Consider the following 14501-nt stretch of genomic DNA (forward strand, 5'->3'; position numbering starts at 1 on the left):
ACTGGGGAAATCCTCAAAATTGGGATGATGCTAAAGTAGCAGCTAAAACTACTGTTAAAACTTACGAAGTACCATTTAATGTTGAAACGTATACAATTGATGTTAATCAAATATCAAATGATGGTGCTGCATCTAAACCAGAACCAGCAACCCATTGCCAATTACCAACATTACTCGCCATCTCATAATCATGTAGTTTTTCAGCAAAATATGCTTCGCCCCAACGCCAATCTATAAGTAAGTGTTTACACAAAAAACTACCAACCAACATTCTAACACGATTGTGCATAAAACCTGTTTTGTTAAGTTGTCGCATACCAGCATCTACCAGTGGATAACCTGTTGTTCCTTCGCACCATTTTTTAAATTCTGCCTCGTTGTTTCGCCATTCTATTCTGTCGTATTTTGATTTAAACGATTCATCTTTTGTTTTTGGAAAATGCCATAAAATTTGCATAAAAAATTCTCTCCATATCAGTTCTTGCCAAAAAGTTTCGTTTTTTTCAGCAATAGCATTTTTTATCATTTTACGAATGCTTACCGTTCCAAATCGAAGATGAGGTCCTAATCGTGATGTGGTATCTTTAGCTGGAAAATTACGTTTGTTTTTATATTCCTGTATCAATGTAGGTGTAACTTCGTAATCCTCAACATCTTGTGAAGAGGTTTCAAAACCCATATCAGATAAACTCAAATTTGGTAATCTCATATGTTCTATTAGGTTGTCTAGATAATCATTGGTATAATAAATTTTAAGCTTATGATTTTTAAAATTCTCTTTCCATGTTTTCATGTAAGGTGTGTAAACCACATAAGGATCGCCATCTTTTTTAACCACTTCATCCTTTTCAAAAATGACTTGGTCTTTGAAAGTTCTGAATTCGATATTGTTTTGCTCTAAAAACGTTTTGATGTTTTTGTCACGTTCACGAGCATATGGTTCATAATCGTGATTGATGTAAGCGGTTTGTATGTCATAATCTTTAACCAATTGCTTATAGATGTCTTTAGGTTCTCCATAAAACATAGCTAAACTGCTGTTATGCTCTTTCTGCATTGTGTTTCGCATGTTTTGGAGTGTATTGAAGATGAAAGTGACACGAGCATCATCTTTAAGGAGTTTGTTTAATATTTCTGTATCAAAAATAAATAACGGAAGTACTGGGTAATCACCTTTTAAGGCTTCAAAAAATCCGACGTTATCATCTAATCTTAAATCTCTTCGGAACCAAAATATGTTAATTTTTTTTTCATTTTTATCTTTTTGTTTCTGTCATTATGAGCGTTCTTGATAACAGATTGTTTTAGTCATTCTTTATTCGCAATGACAATTATTTACCGTATTTACCAAACAATTCTTCTAACTTTGTTTGTCTATAATCAAAAATTTCTTTCAACTTAGGTTTTACAAGTATAGGGTGTACGAGTTGTCCTAAAATTCCAAATGGTAATTTATAATCAATAATATCTTCCATTTCAACACCTCCATCAATTGCTTTTATAAAATGTTTGTGATGCCATAATGCATAAGGCCCAAATCGTTGTTCGTCAACAAAATATTTTTTATCAATACTATGTGTGATTTCGGTTACCCATTTGGTTTTTATTCCTAGAACTGGAGTCACTATATATTGTATAATTTGTCCTGCATACATTGGTCTGTCTGCACCAGACAATATATGAAATCCCATATAGTCTGGAGTTATGGTTTTTAAATTTTTTGGATCAGAGAGAAATTCCCAAGCTTGGTCTATGGTTATAGGAAGATTTTGTTTTTTATGAAGCGTATATATTTTCATTTTAGTTATAGATAGAAATGTATAAATTGAGTGATGTGGCAATGCATAACCAAATAACATAAGGTAAAATAAGTAATGATTTTAGTTTTAATTCTTTGAGATAGGTAATAAAAAAAGCGGTGACAACAATGGTAAGCAGAGTGATATTTATGAGTGCAATATCAGTAAGTTTTTGGTTAAAGAATATATAGTTCCAACTTATATTGAGTAAAAATTGTATAACGAATAGTGTTATTACTTTGTTTGATAGTCGTTTTATACAAAGAAAAGTCATGTATAACGAAAAACAAATCATTATTGTTGTCCATGCTACGCCAAAAACCCAACCATCAGGTGTCCAAGGTGCTTTGTTTAGTTGTGCATACCATTCTCCTTGTGGACCACTTGCCATAAACAAAGTGCCAAGTCCTAACGCTCCAAAATTAACGATTAAAAAGACAACTAAAATTTTTAAAAATTTCATTTTTGGGCTTGTTGAAGTTGCTCTATTTGTTTTGAATCTCCTGAGCCTCAGCATATTTTTTGTCACTTTCAGCTCTGTTGGATGTAGATAGTGCATGCCAATCTTTCATAAGCTTTTCATATTTTTTCTGGAGCTTTTCAATTGGTGATGCTTTTTTAAATAAATTAAACATAACAATCTATTTTAAATGTTTGGTAATTTTTGAACTTGTGGGCGAAGTCAAAGAGAAATAATAATCAATGAACTCTCCATTTGGATTTACGAGATATTTTTGGAAATTCCATTTAACCGTGGAATTCTTAGTTCCGTTTCGTGTTTTTTGTGTGAGCCATTGGTATAAAGGATGTTGATTTTTGCCTTTAACGTCTATTTTTTTGGTAAGTGGAAAAGTGACACCATAGTTAACTTCGCAAAATGATTCAATCTCATTGGCGTTTCCAGGTTCTTGATTTCCAAATTGGTTGCAAGGCACACCAATAACAATAAGTTTGTCTTGATACATTTCATAAAGTTCTTGAAGTGCTTTGTATTGCGATGTAAATCCACATTTTGAAGCGACATTAACAAATAGCATATATTTACCTTTATACTCAGAGAGTTGAATAGGTTTTCCGTTTAGTCCTAAAATGGGAATATCGTATATGGATGTCAAATGGATTTCATTTGAAGCACTAGAGGTTGAAAATAAGGTTGCCATGAAAATTTTTAAAGGATTCATACTATATTTTAGAGCTCACTATACCATAATCCATTTCAAAAACTTGTCCTGAAAAGGCACTTGATTTTTCAGACAATAAAAATTTTGCCATATCAGCCACCTCTTGAGGTTCCAAGATTTTTTTCATGGGATGACGTTCGGTAATGTTTTCAATCATTTTATCATTTCGCAAGAGTTTTGAAGCCAAATCTGTATTGGTAACCGTTGGTGCAATGGCATTGATTCTCAAAGAAGTTGCCAATTCTGCTCCCAAAGATTTGACCAAGCCTTCAACTCCAGATTTTGCTGCTGCGACGCTTGCGTGAAAAGGCATTCCTAGTTTTGCAGCTACCGTACTAAAAAGTACAATAGATGGATGTTTTCCGTTTTTAAGGATTTTCAAGTATGCTTGAATGGATTTTACAGCACCAATGACGTTGATTTCGTAATCATCTCTAAATTCGTCCAAACTAAAACGTCCAATAGGTTTGAGATTGATGCTTCCTGGACAATAGACCAGTCCATCTGCAGCTTCAATTTCTGGAAGTTCGTCTTTTAGCACATCACAATTATGATGTATGAGATTTTTATCTGAGACTTTTGGTTGGCTTCTGCTGATGTTTATGACTTTGTGATTTTTAAGTAAAATTTTAACTAAAGCATTACCAATACCTCTACTACCACCAATAACGATGTATGTTTTCATTATATTAATTTTAAAAGGCGTAATTGATGTATTTTAAATACATACTCAATATGTCTATATTAAATTTTAAATTAAGCAGTTAAAGGTTTTCCTTTTAACCGTTTCTCTACTTTTTGCTTGATTTTTGTAAGACGTTTCATCAGATCCATAATCGATTCGTCTTTCTTTTCTTTATAAATTTGATTTAATGCTAAAATTAAACGTTTGGCTTCACGTGAAATTTTGACACGATCACTCGTAGAGAGTGATTTCATTTTGGTTTTCTCGAATTCTAAGGCTTGAGATATAAGTTCCATAATTTCAATTATTTATATAGTTGTGTAATTCTGTAATTTTTTCGGCAGTATTAAATTGTCCACCGTAATATGTTGTTACTGTTGCAGAAGTATCATCCTTAATACCTCTTGATGATACACAAAGATGTTTAGCATCTATGATAACTGCTACGTCTTCTGTATTTAAAATTTGTTTTAAATCTTCGCCAATTTGATTAGTTAAACGTTCTTGTACTTGAGGTCTTTTTGCATAATATTGTACAATTCTGTTAAGTTTAGAAAGACCAATTACTTTTCCTGAAGATATGTAAGCTACGTGGGCTTTACCTATAATTGGGACAAAGTGATGCTCGCAATTAGAATAAAAGGTTATATCTTTTTCTACTAGCATTTGGTTGTACTGATATTTATTATCAAACAAAGCTATTTTGGGCTTATTGGCAGGATTAAGTCCAGAAAAGATTTCTTCAACATACATTTTTGCTACACGTTTTGGTGTACCTTTTAATGAATCGTCGGTTAGATCTAAACCAAGAACATCCATGATTTCTTCAAAAAGAATAGAGATACGTTCTTTTTTTTCTTCATCAGAAATTTTAAATGCATCTTTTTTCATTGGTGTTTCTAGACTGGTAAATAAATGATCATCACCGATGTCTTCAATAGAAAATCCATTTAATTTGTGTCCGTTGGTTGGAGTTACTAATTTTTCTTTATTCATAGCATCTTTTTTAATTGCTGTTTTCAATAATTGAAACAAAGCAGATTGGTTGTTTTATCTAACGTTTAGATATTTTATTGTGTGTAATTTGTTTTTGTCTACTGCATTTAAATCTTCCATTTTCAAAAGATCTAAGTTTTTGATGTTTAGTAGCTCTTCCTTGTACACGTTTGCGCCAAAGTCTAAAACTACTAGGTTTCATCTCTCTACGCATAAGGTTTATGACTTCTTGTTCTTTTAATCCAAACTGAAAGGCAATAGCATCAAAGGTAGTTCTATCTTCCCAAGCCATTTCAATAATTCTATCAATTTCTCTTATCGTAAAATTCTTATTCATTATATGGTATTGTTGAAAATTGACTATCAAAATTTATTTTTTGATCTAATAGCTTTTTAAAAAATTGCTTATTTTCTTTAAAGGTTTTGTTTTTTCTAAAATGAATAAATTTTCCATCTGCATGTATACTTGCGCCATTTGTTTTATAAATAACTAGTTTATAATATGGAATAACCCAAGCAAAGCGTTGTAATCCTTTACCAATATGAATCAAGATTCCTTTTGGTCTTAATTCAATACTACCGTAATTTATATCGTTAACTAAATTAACTATGGTATGTAGGTTAGGACTAACCTCGTCAATTATCATACGTTTAGAACCGATACCTTTTAATTTTATAGCTTTAATAAAGGAAAAAGGTTTACCCACCAAATTATTAATTTGTTTAGTAATTTCTTTATCGGTATAAGAAGTGTTAAAAAGCAATAGTTAAACTTTAAGATTCTAACCAAATTTACAAAATGTTTAATCTTTTAAAAAATAAGTTAAACAATATTTAACATATTATTTTTTGATGCATAATAATTAAAATCTATCGCTTATTAAGCATTTTTGTACGGTCGTTTAAGGTATGTCGTTTTAAAATGCGATAGCTTTCTTGTTTTACTAAAAAATCATCTTTAAGTCCCCATAATATATCACTAGCTTTTTTTCGTGTTTTCTTTTCATTTACTATAGGAAAAGGATAGTGTTTGCCTAAAATAAAGTCTGTAAGTTGCTGGTCAAAATAAGTCATTTCACTGGGATTATGTATAAAAGGAGTTTCTAAATTTGCCAATTCAGGAACCCATTGTTTTATAAATTTACCTTCAGGATCGTGCTCCAGACTATTTTTTAATGGATTGTAAATGCGTAACATATTAATTCCCGTTTCGCCAGCTTGCATTTGTATTTGCGGATAATGTATACCTGGTTCAAAATCTAAAAATAAACTCGCTAAGTGTTCGCTTAAATCTTGCCAAGGTTGCCAAAGATTATGTGTGAAAAATGAAACCACTAAAGCACGCATTCTAAAATTTAAATAGCCAGTAGTATTTAAGCAGCGCATGCAAGCATCTACTAACGGAAAACCTGTTTTGCCTACTTTCCAAGCATTTTGAAATTCAACGTTTACTGGTTTTTCAAGTTGATGAAAGCCTTTATTTACACTTTTAAATTCCATCGAATGTTCCATTTCAAACTTTTGGATAAAGTGTGCTTGCCAACGTAAACGTGATACAAACGCATTTAAATGTCGCTTGTTTTTACCTTTTTCTCTTTCAATTCCAGCTGCATTAATAACTTGTTTTATTGATAAATTTCCCCAAGCTATGTAAGGCGATAATCGGCTACAACCTGTTCTAGCTTCCAACGGTTTCGAGATATGGAACATGTAGTTTTTATAGCGATTTTTGAAGAACGATTGCATGTATTTTATTCCTGTTGTTGTTCCACCTTTTTGAAAATTTTTATTGTGAATAGTTTCTGTTGAAACGGTTTTAAACTGAAGTTCTAAAGCTTCAATTGAAGTAATACTTAATAACTGATTTTGTTTTGGTTGAAACTGAAACTCTGGTTGCATCATAAAATGATCCCAATCTTCAAACCAAGTGTTGCGGTTTCTAAGTCCGCGTTGTACGCCATTATTAATATTTTCAATCCAATTTATATGTTGAGTTCGGCAAAATTCCGCGAAAGCGATATCTCTTTTAAAAGTTGAAAGTATACCTGTTTCCATATGAGAAAACACATGTGTAATATTGAATTGTTTTTGTAGTTGTACAACCGTATTTTCTATTGAATTATTAACTACTAAAACTTTGGAATTGTATGGTTTTAGTTGCTGATTTGAATCTGTTAAAGACTGTTTTACAAAATCCCAATGACGTTGGCTGTAATGTTTATCTTGAAGTAAAAAATCCTCAAAAGTATAGAGGAGAAGCACGTTTTGGTTTGTGTTTATCGCATTGGTAATGGCTTCGTTATCCTGTAAACGAAGGTCGCGTTTTAACCAAACTATGCTAAGGTCGTTTTTCATTAAAAATTATCTGGGTTTTCAATAATACTTTGTGCACGTTTTTTAATATTTACAAGTTGGTGTTTATCCATTTTGTCTAGTAAACTGTACATCATTCCCATACGACGGTTATTGCCTAAAATGCTGCGTTTGTCATCTAAAAAGTTCCAGTATAAACTGTTAAACGGACATGCTTTTTCGCCTAATTTCTCCTTTTTATCGTAATAACAATTGTCACAATAATTACTCATTTTATTGATGTAACTTCCGCTAGAAACGTACGGTTTTGTGGCTATTTTTCCGCCATCTGCAAATTGGCTCATGCCACGCGTGTTGGGTAATTGTACCCATTCTAAAGCATCAACATAAATACCCAAATACCATGCATCAACATCGTCTGGATTTATTTGTGCGAGCAACGCAAAATTACCAGTCACCATTAAACGCTGTATGTGATGCGCGTAACCATTATCAAGACTGTTGGTTATGGCATTTTTTAGGCAGTTCATTTTGGTATTTCCTGTCCAATAAAATTCAGGTAGTTTATTGGTGTTTTTTAAATGATTTTCGGTTTTGTAATCTGGCATTAAAGCCCAATACATACCGCGCATATACTCTCGCCAACCAATGATTTGACGAATAAAACCTTCAACTTGTGATATATCAATATCATCACCATGTTTTCTCCAATAATTTAAAACAGTATCTACAATGTTTTTTGCTGAAATAAGCTTGATATTCATCGCAAACGATAATCGTGAATGGAATAAATAGACTTCGTCCGTATGCATGGCATCTTGATAATCGCCAAAATGAATTAATAATTCTTCACAGAAATATTTAAGTTGATCAAGCGCTTGCTCTCTAGTTATTGGATAACTAAACGTTTTAGTATCAAACTTACCAATGGTTTTGATATCGCTTTTTTTGATTAACTCAACAATATCTGAAACATCATTTTTAAAATATTTGTAAGTAGGAATTTGGTGTTCGCCTTTCCATTTATTGCGATTGCTTTTGTCGTAGTTCCATTTACCGCCTTCAGGTTGTTTTCCAGCCATTAAAATGTCGTGCTTTTTACGCATATCGCGGTAAAAATTCTCCATTAAATATTGCTTTTTTCCTTTGAAGAAGTCCTTTAAATCATTACGCTCTGTATAAAAATGTTCTGTTGAAAACGTTTCAGATTCAATATCTAAAGACTCGCAAAATTCGGATAATTGTTGATCTAAACGATACTCGTCTGGTAATTGGTATTCAAACTTTTCAATATTGTGTGTTTTGATGAGTTGTTTTAGGTTTTTAACTAAATCTTGCGTGTTGTTTTTATCGTCTAATTTGTAATAGTCTACGTTAAAATTGTTGTCTTTTAAGAGATTTGAAAACGCACGCATCGCAGCAAAAAAACCAATTATTTTTTGAATATGATGCGTGACATAATCGGTTTCTTGGCGCATTTCAAATAGACAATACACTACATTTTTATCGTTGGTTTTATACCAACTGTGTTTACTGTTTAATTGATCGCCAAGTATAAGTCTAAGTGTTTTCATGAATTTGTTTTTGTTCTCGATACATCCTTCGTCTTAACTCAGGGCACTCGAACTGACGGTTAAAATAAAGTGTCTTGTAACCATAAACGCTGGTATTTACCGTTATTATCGTAGCGATCGGCTTGAAGTTTGACGTTAAACTTTCGGTCCCTTGGATCGTTACCAACACCAGCAACATACATCCAATTACCATAATTGCTATGTACATCGTAATCAAGAAGTAAACTCTCAAAATACGCTGCACCAATGCGCCAATCTAGTTCCATGGACTTTGCGAAGTAACTCGCTACATTTTGTCGACCACGATTACTCATCCAACCTGTTTTTTTAAGTTCGATCATGTTCGCATTTACAAAAGGTTCAGACGTTCTACCATTAATCCAGTTGTTTATTTTTTGCTGATTTTTAGACCAGTCATAATCCTTGTTTAAAATTCCACCGATTTTAAAGATTTGATTATCAAATTTTAAAGACACATATTTAAAATAGTCGCGCCAAATAAGCTCGAAAATTAGCCAATAAGTAGAATCGTTTTTAAAATGTGCTTTCTCAAACTGCTTGACTTGGTAGTAAATATGTTTAGCAGAAATACTTCCATTGGCTAACCAAGGAGAAAATTTGGAACTAAAATCTTTACCAATCAATCCGTTACGAGTCTTTTTATAAACGCCTAATTTTTTTGAGTTGAAAAAATAGTTTTCCAAACGTTGCAAAGCTTCAGTTTCTCCACCTTTAAACGGAAACGCTGAATTTGGGTGCACTTCAAAATCATCAAAACCTAAATCCTGAAGTGTTGGAATAGAAGTTGGGTTTTCTAAAGTATCTTCATTTACTTTTTCTATTGCTAAAGAAGTTTCAGGTCTTATTGTGCTTTGTTTTTCACAAGATTTTCTAAAATCTGTAAAGACTTTAGGTAGTTGTTCTATATTGAAAGGAATATCTTCTGGGTGATATAAAAACTGATTGTAATTTTTTGAAATCTGAATGTGTTCAGGCAAATTTTCTTTCACCTTACTAAACACATTAACTTCTTCTTGCGTCCATTCTTCTTGTAAAAAAATATGATTAATTTGATAGTTTTCTACCAAATCTGGAATACAATTTTCAGGTTTTATAGTATATACAAATAACGGAATGTTGAGTTGAGCTAGATTGTTTTTTAAATCGGTTACGGTTTCTATTAAAAATTTAGCTCTGTATTTTTCGGTTTTTTTAAAGCCAAATGGATCATCTTCAAATTGTCTTGGATCAAAACAGTATAAAGCTATGACACGATTATTACTACCAATAGCATTTGCTAATGACGCGTTATCATGAATTCTTAAATCGTTTCTAAACCAAACTAGGCTTGTGTCTTGTTTCTTCTGCATTTTTCGCTACAATATTTTACGTTAACCCAATTTTTCTCCCATTTTTTTCGCCATGTAAATGGTAGTTGGCAAACGGGACAAATTTTTGTTGGCAAGTGTTGTTTAGCTATTCCTTTAGGCATTGGCAAGTTTATTTATCATTCCGTTAAAAATAAATCCATGAAACGGTAAAACACTATACCAATAGAGTCTTCCCCATAGACCGCGTGGTCTGAAGGTAGCGCGTTGGTAAACTTTACCTTTTGCGACTTGAAACTCTAACCAAGCTTCGCCTGGTAATTTCATTTCGGCAAAAAGGATAAGACGTTTTTGTTCTTTATCGGCTAATAATACGCGCCAAAAATCTAAGGCATCACCAGTTTTGATGTCGGTTTGGTTAGTACGACCACGACGTAAACCAATACCACCTACTAATTTGTCTAAATAACCTCTAATTTTCCAAAGTGTAGTACCGTAATACCAACCATTTTCACCACCAATAGCCCAAATTTTTTCAAGTGTTCGGTTTTCATCTTTTACTTGTCGTTCTTTTATGTCTTTGAAACATCCAAATTTTGGAACTTTAAGGTATTTGGTAGAAACTCTTTTTTTGTTTCGGCTACTTATAAAGGCGTCTTTCCAGCTAGAGACAATTTCATTTCCTTCAATTTTAGCAAAAGCTACTTTTACAGCCTCTTTATATGTTATAGGTTTAATGTCCAAAAATTGATTGATGTTGCTTTTTTCTCCTATAATTTCAATACCCATACTATTTACTAAAGAAGAGGCTAATTTGTAAGATGTTGATGTTACAAAATATAGCCAGTAGCTTGACAGTTTTGGCGTCATTACCGGAACAGTAATGATGTGTCTTTTTAATTTTCTTATGTCTGCAAATTGTAATAACATTTGCTTGTAGGTCATAATTTCTGGACCAAAAATATCATGAGATGTGTTGTATAATTCTTGTTTACCAAGTCCTTTTGTCAAAAAGGCTAATACATCTCTTACACCAATAGGTTGCGTTTTGGTGTTTAACCATTTTGGTGCGATCATTATGGGAAGTTTTTCGACTAAATCTCTAATAATTTCGAAACTAGCGCTACCAGAACCAACAATAATTCCTGCTTTAAAAACGGTTAATGCATAAACATTAGATTTTAAAGTGTCTTCTACGTTTTTTCTGGATAATAAATGTTTTGAGAGTTTAGTATCGTTGGTAATTCCGCTAAGGTAAATAACTTGTTTGACGTTAGTAGTTTCTATATATTTTTTGAAGTTTAACGCACATTCTTCTTCTAACTTATGAAACTTGTCTACAGAATTTGACATAGAATGTATTAAATAATAAGCAGCGTCTATGTCTTTAGGGATGTTTTGTAATGTGTCCGGTTTTAAAAAATCGGCTTCTACAACATGAAGATTTTCTTCATCTGAATATGCTTTTTCTGTACGTAATTTTCCGCGTACAGCGCAAACTACCGTATGACCTTGATCTAAAAGTAACGGAATAATACGCTTACCAATGTAACCTGTTGCTCCTGTTACTAATATTCTCATAGGTTTTGGTTTTTTTGTCTACAGATAATTACATTTATTGATTGTTAGCTAAAGATGTTTTAGGTCTTTGGTATTCTAAACGTTTTTCTAGAGTAGGAATAGCGTAAGTGTCTAATCCGTTAATAGTTGCAATTTCTGCTTTAGATAGATTTACAAAGCCATCATTTTCTAATAAATTATCATTGATGAAAAGATTTTCAATTTCACCTAAAACAAGAATAGTATCGTTTTCTTTAATGAAATATTCTTGAACAAATTTCATTTGAAGCTGAACAGGCGCATCTTTTACAAATGGCGCAAAACACTCATTTTTATATTCTGAATTGAGATTAGTCACTTCAAATTCTGAAATATTAGCATCGTATTTAGCCGATGTGTGATGAGCATCTTCAATTATTGATTTATGAATATGATTAATCGTGTAAATACCAATTGATTTGATGTTTTCGTAAGTGTTGCGTAAAACGGTTGTTGGTCTACAAAAAAAGCCTAAAAGCGGCGGATTGCTACCAACGTGCGTTACCGAACTAAACACTGCAACATTCTCGATATTATCCTTAGATTTTGTGCCAATTAAATTAGCACTTTTAAATCCAGAAACGCTGTTTATAAGATTAATGCGGTATAAATGATGCATTTCTTCGATATGTTTTTTACTGAAATGCTTCATTATTTTAAATTTTGAAAGTTATTGATTTTGATGTCTTTTGCCTTTAAATCGAACATTAAATTATACAATCCAAAAAACGTACGGTTAATGTAAATAAAATGCTTAGATCCGCGATTACCGTTCATTTTTCTTAGTTCTGTACTTTTACTGTAACGTTGTCCCATTTCTGAAATAGCATTAAAAAATTCAGGATCAGAAAAATCAAAAGTATCCACATGAAAAGGTTTAGTGAATAGGCTTAACAATTCATGAAACATTGCAGAGAAGAAGTCTAATTCTTCTTTACTATCATCATCTCTTAATATTTCTAATTCGAACATTTTTTTAGTGAAAATATCTTTGTTTTCAAGACTTTCTTTTTTTGCCAATTCAAAATATGGTGTGTAAAAATCTTCAGGTACTATTTTCATACAACCAAAGTCTAGAGCAATAAGTTCTCCTTTTTTAGATACTAAAAAGTTTCCGGGATGCGGATCTGCGTGTACTTTTTTAAGCACATGCATTTGGTACATATAAAAATCCCATAGTGCTTGACCAATTTGATTTGCTACTTCTTGATTGGTATTGTGTTCAGTAAATTCAGAAAGGTGTTCGCCTTCCATCCAATCCATAGTAATGATACGTTCTGAAGATAAATCTTCGTAATACTCAGGAAATTTAAGGTTAGGAATGTGTTTACATGCTTTTACAATCTCTTTACTTTGCTTAACTTCTAGTATGTAGTTAGTTTCTTCAACTAATTTATTTTCGACTTCTTTAAAGTATTTATCACTATCTTTTCCTTTAATATTAAACATTTTAATAGCAATAGGTTTTACCAAAGCCAAATCGCTAGAAATGCTTTCTGCAACACCAGGATATTGAATTTTCACAGCAAGTTTTTTCCCATCCTTTTCTGCTAAATGCACTTGTCCAATACTAGCTGCATTAACCGAATTAAGATTGAAGGTGTCAAAGATTTGACTTGGTAATTGACCGAAATATTTTTTAAAAGTCTTCTTCACTAAAGGTGCCGATAATGGAGGTACAGAAAATTGTGCTAACGAGAATTTTTCTACATAGGCTTGTGGTAAAATGCTTTTTTCCATACTAAGCATTTGAGCCACTTTTAAAGCACTTCCTTTAAGTTGTTTTAAACTGTCGTAAATATCGTCTGCGTTGTTTTTATTTAAGCGTTCTTTAGCTTCAAGCTCTGATTTTGTAAGCTTATCACCATAATATTTTAGGTAATTAACACCAACTTTAGCACCTGTAGATACTAATTTGGTTGCACGAGATATTTTTGAAACAGGTATTTTGTCTATAGTTTTCAATAGAATGAGAATTAAGAGTTCATTTGAAATTTTTCTTTATAAATAAACTTTCCAAAATCTATTAGGCTTTTTATTGGAGCAGTGTCTAATACATCAAAACTTGTATTGACAGATTTTTCTATGAAAATGTCTGTTTTTTCAAAAGATGGAGACGTGTCATCCATCCAAAATTTGATGGTTAATAATAATTGCATCCAAGCAGATTCTTTTAAACTTTTTTGTTGAAGTTTATCAATTTGCTCTTGTTTAGTTTCGATAAGCTCTATACCTAATTCTGAAATGTAGTGCGTAAAATGCGATTTTAAATCTTTTAAAACCACATAGTTTTTAAGCTTGTTTTTATGTTGATTAAGAGCATAAATAACGTAGCTTCTGTTAGCTGTTAGGTTTTCAAAAAAAGTGAAGTAAAAACTTAATAGTTTATTACGAGGTTCGAAATTTTGATAATCTTCGCTAGCATGTAATGCAGTGATTGTGTTTTGGTAAAAGGCTTTAAAAATACCTTTTTCTATAGCTTCAAAATTACCAAAATGTTCGTAGAATTTAGCTTCTTCAAAATTGTTTTCTTTCGAAAAAGCATAAACAGATTTAGGTTGTTGGTTATGTTCTAGTACATAATCCATGTAAAATGAGATGATGTTACTAGCTGTTATATTTTTCTTTTTTGCCATTACTGTGAAATTTAATAGCGTAAAGATACAAAATGTTTAACTTATTTTTTAAATAGTTAAACAAAATTTAACATGTGAAATGATAATTATTGTTTGACAAGCACAAAAAAGAGCATTATATGTAAACCCAGCTTTGTATTTTTTGATTTGGTAAAAAGATGTATGAAATGTTAATTTATAGTTTTGTTAACATCTAGAGGGCTTTCTAATTTGTAATTTTAATTTTTTAAAAGCGATACATTAATTCTAATCAAAATCTAATCAAAAATGAAAAAACTATTACTACTCACTTTGGCAATTGCGTTTACATTTAGCGTGAATGCTCAAATTGAAACACCACAATCTAGTCCTGCTAGTAAGCTTGAACAAAGGGTTGGTTTAACTGATGTT

The 14501-nt window shown here is 31.8% G+C and carries 17 protein-coding genes and 2 pseudogenes; 1 reads left to right on the top strand and 18 read right to left on the bottom strand.

The features are described 5' to 3' along the window. Positions 1 to 188 (top strand): annotated as a pseudogene (locus tag DMZ43_RS15080) (hypothetical protein); the annotation flags it as partial. On the opposite strand, the pseudogene DMZ43_RS14680 reads toward DMZ43_RS15080, so the two are convergent. From DMZ43_RS14680 to DMZ43_RS14765, 18 genes and pseudogenes are all read right to left on the bottom strand, one after another. Then, a pseudogene (locus DMZ43_RS14680) lies at positions 110 to 1243 on the bottom strand (deoxyribodipyrimidine photo-lyase); the annotation flags it as partial. The pseudogenes DMZ43_RS15080 and DMZ43_RS14680 sit on opposite strands and share 79 nt — an antisense overlap. Positions 1244 to 1331: 88 nt before the next feature. Beyond that, entirely contained in the window at positions 1332 to 1799 is a 468-nt protein-coding gene (locus DMZ43_RS14685; RefSeq protein ID WP_131509071.1) for an SRPBCC family protein, read from the bottom strand. Position 1800: 1 nt separating this feature from the next. Further along, entirely contained in the window at positions 1801 to 2262 is a 462-nt protein-coding gene (locus tag DMZ43_RS14690; protein ID WP_131509072.1) for a TspO/MBR family protein, read from the bottom strand. A 22-nt stretch (positions 2263 to 2284) separates the two neighbouring features. After that, entirely contained in the window at positions 2285 to 2434 is a 150-nt protein-coding gene (locus DMZ43_RS14695; protein ID WP_131509073.1) for a Lacal_2735 family protein, read from the bottom strand. A 6-nt stretch (positions 2435 to 2440) separates the two neighbouring features. After that, the gene (locus DMZ43_RS14700; RefSeq protein WP_131509074.1) at positions 2441 to 2980 is read right to left on the bottom strand and encodes a glutathione peroxidase; all 540 of its coding nucleotides are present in this window, start codon (positions 2978 to 2980) and stop codon (positions 2441 to 2443) included. Position 2981: 1 nt separating this feature from the next. After that, positions 2982 to 3665 carry an SDR family NAD(P)-dependent oxidoreductase gene (locus tag DMZ43_RS14705; RefSeq protein WP_131509075.1) on the bottom strand — a complete coding sequence of 228 codons (684 nt, stop codon included), beginning with the start codon at positions 3663 to 3665 and terminating at the stop codon, positions 2982 to 2984. Between the two features lie 71 nt (positions 3666 to 3736). Then, positions 3737 to 3961, bottom strand: a complete 225-nt coding sequence (locus tag DMZ43_RS14710) for a hypothetical protein (RefSeq protein ID WP_131509076.1) — start codon at positions 3959 to 3961, stop codon at positions 3737 to 3739. Between the two features lie 4 nt (positions 3962 to 3965). Further along, positions 3966 to 4661, bottom strand: coding sequence for a GTP cyclohydrolase I FolE (gene folE / locus DMZ43_RS14715; RefSeq protein ID WP_131509077.1), 696 nt, complete (start codon positions 4659 to 4661; stop codon positions 3966 to 3968). A gap of 58 nt (positions 4662 to 4719) precedes the next feature. Further along, positions 4720 to 4998, bottom strand: a complete 279-nt coding sequence (locus DMZ43_RS14720) for a TIGR03643 family protein (RefSeq protein WP_106678269.1) — start codon at positions 4996 to 4998, stop codon at positions 4720 to 4722. After that, on the bottom strand, positions 4991 to 5425 hold the full coding sequence (locus DMZ43_RS14725) for a hypothetical protein (RefSeq protein WP_027878713.1): 435 nt from the start codon (positions 5423 to 5425) through the stop codon (positions 4991 to 4993). Before DMZ43_RS14725 ends, DMZ43_RS14720 begins: the two co-directional genes overlap by 8 nt. Positions 5426 to 5531: 106 nt before the next feature. Further along, the gene (locus DMZ43_RS14730) at positions 5532 to 7016 is read right to left on the bottom strand and encodes a cryptochrome/deoxyribodipyrimidine photo-lyase family protein (RefSeq protein WP_131509078.1); all 1485 of its coding nucleotides are present in this window, start codon (positions 7014 to 7016) and stop codon (positions 5532 to 5534) included. Beyond that, the gene (locus DMZ43_RS14735) at positions 7016 to 8548 is read right to left on the bottom strand and encodes a cryptochrome/photolyase family protein (protein ID WP_131509079.1); all 1533 of its coding nucleotides are present in this window, start codon (positions 8546 to 8548) and stop codon (positions 7016 to 7018) included. The genes DMZ43_RS14730 and DMZ43_RS14735 overlap by 1 nt, the downstream gene beginning before the upstream one ends. Before the next feature lie 59 nt (positions 8549 to 8607). After that, positions 8608 to 9918, bottom strand: a complete 1311-nt coding sequence (locus tag DMZ43_RS14740; RefSeq protein ID WP_131509080.1) for a DASH family cryptochrome — start codon at positions 9916 to 9918, stop codon at positions 8608 to 8610. Further along, a complete protein-coding gene (locus tag DMZ43_RS14745) occupies positions 9891 to 10028 on the bottom strand; it encodes a DUF2256 domain-containing protein (RefSeq protein ID WP_131509085.1) in 138 nt (45 codons plus the stop codon). Before DMZ43_RS14745 ends, DMZ43_RS14740 begins: the two co-directional genes overlap by 28 nt. 4 nt (positions 10029 to 10032) lie before the next feature. Next, a complete protein-coding gene (locus tag DMZ43_RS14750; protein WP_131509081.1) occupies positions 10033 to 11457 on the bottom strand; it encodes an SDR family oxidoreductase in 1425 nt (474 codons plus the stop codon). Positions 11458 to 11491: 34 nt separating this feature from the next. After that, complete coding sequence (locus tag DMZ43_RS14755) at positions 11492 to 12127, bottom strand: flavin reductase family protein (RefSeq protein ID WP_131509082.1); 636 nt, start codon at positions 12125 to 12127, stop codon at positions 11492 to 11494. Continuing rightward, positions 12127 to 13440: an AarF/ABC1/UbiB kinase family protein gene (locus DMZ43_RS14760; RefSeq protein ID WP_131509083.1), complete on the bottom strand. Its 1314-nt coding sequence runs from the start codon at positions 13438 to 13440 to the stop codon at positions 12127 to 12129. The genes DMZ43_RS14755 and DMZ43_RS14760 overlap by 1 nt, the downstream gene beginning before the upstream one ends. 11 nt (positions 13441 to 13451) lie before the next feature. Next, positions 13452 to 14111: a TetR family transcriptional regulator C-terminal domain-containing protein gene (locus tag DMZ43_RS14765; RefSeq protein ID WP_131509084.1), complete on the bottom strand. Its 660-nt coding sequence runs from the start codon at positions 14109 to 14111 to the stop codon at positions 13452 to 13454. Between the last annotated feature and the right edge of the window lie 390 nt (positions 14112 to 14501).

Source organism: Meridianimaribacter sp. CL38 (assembly GCF_004328055.1).
Classification (GTDB): Bacteria; Bacteroidota; Bacteroidia; order Flavobacteriales; family Flavobacteriaceae; genus Gaetbulibacter_B; species Gaetbulibacter_B jejuensis.

Bases quoted from the DNA above. Each gene is read 5' to 3' on its own strand.
- DMZ43_RS14685 (WP_131509071.1), bottom strand. From the start codon at position 1,799: ATGAAAATATATACGCTTCATAAAAAACAAAATCTTCCTATAACCATA.
- DMZ43_RS14690 (WP_131509072.1), bottom strand. From the start codon at position 2,262: ATGAAATTTTTAAAAATTTTAGTTGTCTTTTTAATCGTTAATTTTGGA.
- DMZ43_RS14695 (WP_131509073.1), bottom strand. From the start codon at position 2,434: ATGTTTAATTTATTTAAAAAAGCATCACCAATTGAAAAGCTCCAGAAA.
- DMZ43_RS14700 (WP_131509074.1), bottom strand. From the start codon at position 2,980: ATGAATCCTTTAAAAATTTTCATGGCAACCTTATTTTCAACCTCTAGT.
- DMZ43_RS14705 (WP_131509075.1), bottom strand. From the start codon at position 3,665: ATGAAAACATACATCGTTATTGGTGGTAGTAGAGGTATTGGTAATGCT.
- DMZ43_RS14710 (WP_131509076.1), bottom strand. From the start codon at position 3,961: ATGGAACTTATATCTCAAGCCTTAGAATTCGAGAAAACCAAAATGAAA.
- folE (WP_131509077.1), bottom strand. From the start codon at position 4,661: ATGAATAAAGAAAAATTAGTAACTCCAACCAACGGACACAAATTAAAT.
- DMZ43_RS14720 (WP_106678269.1), bottom strand. From the start codon at position 4,998: ATGAATAAGAATTTTACGATAAGAGAAATTGATAGAATTATTGAAATG.
- DMZ43_RS14730 (WP_131509078.1), bottom strand. From the start codon at position 7,016: ATGAAAAACGACCTTAGCATAGTTTGGTTAAAACGCGACCTTCGTTTA.
- DMZ43_RS14735 (WP_131509079.1), bottom strand. From the start codon at position 8,548: ATGAAAACACTTAGACTTATACTTGGCGATCAATTAAACAGTAAACAC.
- DMZ43_RS14740 (WP_131509080.1), bottom strand. From the start codon at position 9,918: ATGCAGAAGAAACAAGACACAAGCCTAGTTTGGTTTAGAAACGATTTA.
- DMZ43_RS14750 (WP_131509081.1), bottom strand. From the start codon at position 11,457: ATGAGAATATTAGTAACAGGAGCAACAGGTTACATTGGTAAGCGTATT.
- DMZ43_RS14755 (WP_131509082.1), bottom strand. From the start codon at position 12,127: ATGAAGCATTTCAGTAAAAAACATATCGAAGAAATGCATCATTTATAC.
- DMZ43_RS14765 (WP_131509084.1), bottom strand. From the start codon at position 14,111: ATGGCAAAAAAGAAAAATATAACAGCTAGTAACATCATCTCATTTTAC.